Raw genomic sequence first — 6,498 nt, 5'->3', positions numbered from 1 at the left:
CTAAAGCCACAAAAACAGCCTCCAATATGGGGTGGTGGGGCTTTTTAGGAAGTCTGGTAGGCGCCATTATTTCCAGTGTTTTTGGCTATTATGGTTATAGAAGCCGTAAGGACACTTTCATGCTTTAAAACGTCTACCTTTAAAGCAAATACATAAAAAGCTGCACGCATACTGCAGCTTTTTTGCAAAATTTTCTGATTGTCTTTTTGTATCATTGTCTCTCATATCAGACAACTTCACCAGCCCATCATCCTTAATACTCCCCTTAAAAAAAACATAAGGAGTTGCTCATCGCTGCCAATAGGCATTGTGCTTGTTTTGGAAAAGAGCTCTGAAAACTTCCTTTCTCAACTGATCATCAAGAAAAACTATACAAAGCATGGGATATACCATAAACACGTAGAAGAAAATTGTACCTTATAACCTCTTGGGGAGGAGCATTGTGACAAAGAAAAAATCCATGATTGTCACCCAAATGGGGCTTTTCCTTGTTTTGGGCTTTAGCAGCTTTGCCGATGAAACAGCACAAGTTACATTTGCTCTCCACTTAGCAGAAAGCACAGCATCTATTTCAATGCTGCTGTTTGCAGGGCTTGTCGGGGCAATTTGTGCCGGACCAATTGCACCACGCCTCTTGCATCACTTCCAACCAGCGCGAACAGTACCCATTGTTTTATTGTTTGAAGCACTCTTTATAGCCACAGCTGCAATCGCCAACCAATTTTGGGTTTATATTGCCCTTTCTTTCGCACTAGGTTGTGCTGGTTCACTCTTTTGGTCTGCTATCCTCGTTTCCGTCCCAGAATTTGCAACCAATGATCAGCAATTAGACCGTATCAACCGCATTATCCAAACAGTTCGTAATCTTGGCTATATTGCAGGACCACTGTTAGGGGGCGTGTTGTATGGAATATCAAACGGGCAAAAAGGATTGTTTGTGTTGTCAATCATGGTTCTTTTTGCTACCTTTATCACTCTCTTCTGTTTTAAAAGTTTTAAAATTCATACACAAACGACAAACACAACGCAAAAAAGCAAAAAAGGGCTAGATTTAACGGGTCTCTTGCGTAAAAAAAATGTTGTCTATGCTCTTTCTCCCCTCATCATTACCATCATCCTCACCTCTGCTCTCAACGTCTTATCGATTGTCCGCATCCGCACTGAGCTGTACTTCAGTGCAGAAACCTATGGGGTAATCACAAGCATGTTAAGTCTTGGCCTCGTGGTTGGTCCACTCTGTTTCTCCAGCCTTTTTCATCGCTTTGGCAATGCCGCTGGTGCATCACTTGCCGCTACAATAATTGGTTTTGCAATTTTCTGCTTTTCCTTAACACATATTGTATGGTTAATGATGCTGTCATTTTTCATCCTTGGGGGTGCTAACGGCGTGCAAAATGCTCTGATGGCAAGTTTTATGATGAAAGCCATTCAGAAAGAACACCGAAACAACCAAATGCCTGCCTATATCTTTATCATACAAACAGCGGTGTGCCTTGGCTTTCTAGGAGCCGGTTTTGTAAAAGTGCATCACACCCAAAGCACACTGTTTATCATTGGCATCGCCACAATGATCACAGGCATCTTAGGTTTTATTGTGAACAGTGCCGTACAAAAAAAACAGAGAGAATTTGATAATGGTTAGTGGACGAGGCGTTTTTCTCAAGCAAACCATACACCCCAAAAGGACATGACAATCACCACCCAATCAAATTTCAATAAAATCCCTATCAAATCGTTGTATCCCATGCAACCCCATACCAACCCAATAGGACTTTGATAAACCACTCTTTAATGTAGAGCAACTAACAACCCTCCCCAAAACTTGATATTTTAAAGTAAAAAAAACGATAACATCATGCAACAAGACCCTATAGGCTTAAACTTTTACAATGGAACAGGCGGTTATGTATGGCAACTTGCAAACACCATGCAACATGACTTGAATGAAAACATCCACACGCTTGAATTGCAAAAACCAACGCCGCCCATAGCCATCAATTCTTTCGCTGTCTACCCAAGTGAACTCAATCCTTTATCACGCGTTCAATGGGCAAAAGATGTACAAATAATAAAAAACAAACCAGCACTCATTGGCAAACGGCAAATACAACCCATCACCATTGTTTCTACAAAAGGAGCGGCATTTGGCGGATTCGATTTTCCCACATTTGAAGCACTTCGTGAAGGCTGCCTTGTCCAATCACTGAGGGAAATACAATTCAATGGTACTCTTCTTGCCTCTGGAAGTCTTTTGATATCACTTTTACAACACGGTCTCATCGAAACAGATCAAAAAGCATTTTCAGAAAATGATGCAACCGCTCTTTTACGAGAGCCAACATGTATTATCATAGATTCTTCTCTTGGCAGTCTTGCCATTAATCAACTCAATGGGCGTACAATCCGGCTTCATGAAAAAACAAAACATCTCTTGAAGCAAGCCACCACACCAATACGTATTCAATATCCGCTAGAGGATTCAATAAAGTTTTTTATAAAAGCAGGAATGCTACGATTGGTAAAATTATAAGGATAAAAAGATGCAGCTGATAAGACCTGGCATGGGAACAGAAAATAGTGCACAGCTCATTTATGCGCTTATTCAAATGGCAAGACCGCGCACAGTCATTGAAATCGGTGCTGGTGATAGTACGCGCTTGATTGCTAAAGCACTGCAAAAAGCAAAACAAGCATGGCAACAAGATAAAAAACTTTTAGAATCTTCCACCTGGGAAGAGCGTACAGCTTTGCTTGATCCTTCAGGAATCCTTGAGAATTACGAACCTCGGCTTATCACCATTGATGATTTTACAGTCGAAGGTCAATCAGCCGAAGAAGCATGGCAAGAACTGCTTCAAGGCGGTATTGAAAAAGATACTGTAACATTTATCCATGAGAATTTTTTCTCTCTTGATGATGAAACGCTCAAATCTTGGGGACCAATAGATTTTGCTTGGCTTGATGCTGGTACTCCCGCAGATGATGTGCGATTTGTTATAACCCTTTGGGAACACATCACCGCGGGTGGTTATCTTTGTCTACATGAACCAACCATAACAACAACAATTGCTCTCAATGGCGAACAGCGGGTTCGACGCGTCAGAACTCCTTTGTGGGAAGAAATTCTCTACCGGCTTGATGGCTCCTATGAAGCTTTAACACTCCCCGAAAACCACAAATATCGCCAAAGTGGTCTGGGGATTATTCGTAAACGCACCTTTGCCGAACAAATTGTACGCGCACAATCGCTACAAGCAGAACTCATAGAAATCAATGAAATTCCCATTCGCAATGATCTTTTGCCCATGGGGAAAGAAACCCTTCACAAACGCAATACCCGCAATTCACTGATCTCTGCCATGACCTCCCCGACACTGCGCGCTGTTTATGCCGCCATTATCCTTGGTGCAAAAAATCTTACTGATATCCTCAAACATGTCGATTCAGATGCCAAAAACATTCACAAATCCATCAATCGCCTTTTGAATCTCGGACTTATTCACAACACAACAGAAGGATTTCAAGCCGAAGAGACAGTGTGGAAAATGCTAGAAAATAAACATGAGCGGAATAGGGAAAATTTAAGCGACCGCCATTTAGAAACAGAAGAGATGCTATCAAAAATTGGTGAAGCCTTTCAGAAGGAAAAAATCTATAGCGAAACGGAAGTTTCCAAGATATGCAACCTCTTTACGATAGACTTTGCCCGATTACGACGCACTCTTGTTGAGAGAGGTTTTTTACAACGCCATGGAGGCAAATATCAACGCATGCGCTAAAAGAGAATTGAAAAATGATTAGCGAACGCTCTCGTTTTTCTTCTCTATTTCAAGAGAATGAATAACCTTCCACTAAAAAAATATAATTTCATTAAAAGGTTACAAAATCATTCATCCCATTCATATGTTGACAATCTATGGAGATGAGATTAGCGTGCTCTCTTCGCAAGAGATGCAATGGGGAAGAACAAGAATGCGGGATGCCAATTGGTTATCAAAAAGGATTGGGTGGTTATCAAAAAGAATTAGAAATAGTCAAAACCATCAGGAGAAGATATAGGATCAAGGTCTCAATGGATCTTACGATTGTTGCGCGAACATCCGGACACAGTGTTGTTGCTCAATCCAAATCATGCTCGATATTTCTAAAAACATCGTAGAAAAAACAATATTCTTGCATTGGACTGGCTAGTGAATCAAGAAAGATACTATTTCAACGAAATGTGCACAGCAGAAATAGGGCTGGCAAAACTTCCTCAAAAGATACAACAAAATGTCTTTGATCATTTAACAACACTTCTATGGAAATTCCATGGGCAAAAATAAAATTCCTTTTTTCATCTATAGCACAGTTTTTCTTTCTGAATTTTCCTTTTTCTTTGTACTCCCTCTGCTTGGAAACTCTTCTCTCATAACTGCTGCCAATGTTGCTTTTTATCTCGCTGGATCGGTAATCCTTGAAAGCATTCTCATGGTAACCACAACAGGTTTATTAGAAAGATTTTCGCGTAAACTCTTAATGGCTAGCGCCTTTATTTTAAGGAGTAGCGCTTTTGTGTGCATTATCCTATCGCTCACACCTTCTGCATGGTTGATCTTTTTTACCTTAATGGCTTTTTCGAAAGCAATTTCAAAGCCATTTTTGAGAGAAATTTTATCAGAACATCTGAATAAAAATGCTCTTAAGCGCGCATTAACTCTCTATTCTTTTTTTCAAAATGCTGCTGTCGTTATCGCCCCTCTTGTTGCAACGAGTGCTATAAAATACAACGCATCAACCTTCTTAATGGTTTTTTTTGCACTCATTGGTTTGTATCTTTGTGTTCTATCCATTCAAATTGTTTATCATTACCCGCATAAAACATTATCTCTTGAAAAGAATAAAAAAACAAAAAAAGCTCTTCTTTCTTCTTTAAAAACAATAATACATAATCGTTCTATTGCTTATTTGCTGGTCACGGCTTTGTTTTGTGCATTCCTCATGGGAATTTTCATCACCACCACAACACTTCTCAGTAAATTTGACAGCAATCTCGCCCCTTATAGTGGAATTTTCTTTTCAATTGTTGGCATCAGTATTTGTATCTGGCAAGGAATAATTAATAAACATCTCAGCCTTTCCGATAAATCAACTTTTTATCTGCTCTGCTTTATGGGAAGTTTCTCCTCATTTTTCCTCATAGGTGGGGTCTTTACCGCTGTGACTGCGTTAATTGCCTACAGTGTCTATGAATCTGTCATGATTCCAGAAATATACTATCAAGCAGGGAAAACAACCTCATCCCTCTCTGCCAGTGTTCTTTTCAGTTATATTCTTGTTATTTCAAATATTGGCCAAGCCGCCGGCTCATGGACAAGTGGATGGATTATCAGCCATTTCAACAATCATATCGCTTTCACCTTTTGCATGATTGTTGGTGCCTCCGCCTTTGCTTCTTGCCTTTGCCTCATGCAAACGAAAAAATAAGCAGCTTCCATGTCACATATAGTTTTTGCAACCGGTGGCACAACAAGAGCACTCAAAACACTTCGCCATAAATCACTCAATTATGATTTTGAACACACTCTGCGGCAAAAAAGCTCAAAACGGTCTCTAAAGATTGCTCTGTAAACGCCGTTGCAAATTGTCTCATAGCTTAAAGGATTATGGGGTAGACAAGCGTAAGGTAGCTACATTCTGCACGAATAATATTCTATTGATATCCATGTGCAATACAGCCAAATCATTTTTCTTATAATTCGCTCATTTCTGCCATGACCTCACCGACACTACGCGCTGTCTATACTGTTATTATACTTGGTGCTAAAATTCTTTCTGATATCCTCAAACTTGTCAATTCAGAGACCAAAAACATTCACAAATCTATTAATCGCCTTTTAAACCTTAGTCTTATTCAAAACACAACAAAGGGATTTCAAGCAATCGATAAATTATGGCAAGCGCTAGAAGATAAAAATGTACGAAATATGGAAATTTTTAGCGATCGCCATTTAGAAACAGAAGATATACTTACAAAAATTGCAGAAGCATTTAAAATAGGAAAAACTATCGCGAAACGGAAACATCAAAAATATGTAGCCTTTTTACTTTAGATTTTGCGAGATTAAGACGAATCTTGGTGGAAAATGGATTTTTAAGACGATATGCAAGCAAATATCAGCGCATACGTTGAAAGAAAAAATTCAAGCATTTGAGTTTTTCTTATGCAGCGTTTTGTTTTTTTGTTTTCTGTAAAGAAAGTTTAGGCCAGCTATACGCCCCCCTTAGTATTTAGTGGTATAGATAGTTTGGAGTTCAAGGAATTGTTTGCAGTTTTTTGTTACAAAAAGTTAGCAGATTGTTTTGAGGATGACGATATACAGGCTACACATAGGACAAAGGGAGAGATGACATAAGAACCAAGAGAATCTGAGTTTAGATTTAATTTCTACAAAGCCTTTATGCGCGTAAATTAGATACCTATACGTTCTTCCCCTACCCTACTTAATCTTATAATAA

6 protein-coding genes and 1 pseudogene are annotated in these 6,498 nt (G+C 39.3%); all 7 read left to right on the top strand.

The window, feature by feature from the left end:
• Nucleotides 1-128: pseudogene (locus ACFINH_RS08760) on the top strand (DUF3792 domain-containing protein); the annotation flags it as partial.
• A gap of 314 nt (nucleotides 129-442) precedes the next feature.
• Nucleotides 443-1,642, top strand: coding sequence for an MFS transporter (locus ACFINH_RS08755; protein WP_375632717.1), 1,200 nt, complete (start codon nucleotides 443-445; stop codon nucleotides 1,640-1,642).
• A gap of 213 nt (nucleotides 1,643-1,855) precedes the next feature.
• Nucleotides 1,856-2,530 carry a hypothetical protein gene (locus tag ACFINH_RS08750; protein ID WP_375613882.1) on the top strand — a complete coding sequence of 225 codons (675 nt, stop codon included), beginning with the start codon at nucleotides 1,856-1,858 and terminating at the stop codon, nucleotides 2,528-2,530.
• A gap of 10 nt (nucleotides 2,531-2,540) precedes the next feature.
• A complete protein-coding gene (locus ACFINH_RS08745) occupies nucleotides 2,541-3,779 on the top strand; it encodes a DUF2087 domain-containing protein (RefSeq protein WP_375632715.1) in 1,239 nt (412 codons plus the stop codon).
• A gap of 532 nt (nucleotides 3,780-4,311) precedes the next feature.
• Nucleotides 4,312-5,466: an MFS transporter gene (locus tag ACFINH_RS08740; protein WP_375632713.1), complete on the top strand. Its 1,155-nt coding sequence runs from the start codon at nucleotides 4,312-4,314 to the stop codon at nucleotides 5,464-5,466.
• Nucleotides 5,467-5,753: 287 nt separating this feature from the next.
• Nucleotides 5,754-6,092: a hypothetical protein gene (locus ACFINH_RS08735; protein WP_375613879.1), complete on the top strand. Its 339-nt coding sequence runs from the start codon at nucleotides 5,754-5,756 to the stop codon at nucleotides 6,090-6,092.
• Complete coding sequence (locus ACFINH_RS08730) at nucleotides 6,071-6,172, top strand: DUF2087 domain-containing protein (protein WP_375612583.1); 102 nt, start codon at nucleotides 6,071-6,073, stop codon at nucleotides 6,170-6,172. Before ACFINH_RS08735 ends, ACFINH_RS08730 begins: the two co-directional genes overlap by 22 nt.
• Nucleotides 6,173-6,498 lie beyond the last annotated feature (326 nt).

Origin of the sequence: Bartonella sp. AA74HLJMH (assembly GCF_042197045.1) — a bacterium.
Classification (GTDB): domain Bacteria; phylum Pseudomonadota; class Alphaproteobacteria; order Rhizobiales; family Rhizobiaceae; genus Bartonella.
This window is presented reverse-complemented; position numbering and strand designations above follow the sequence as displayed.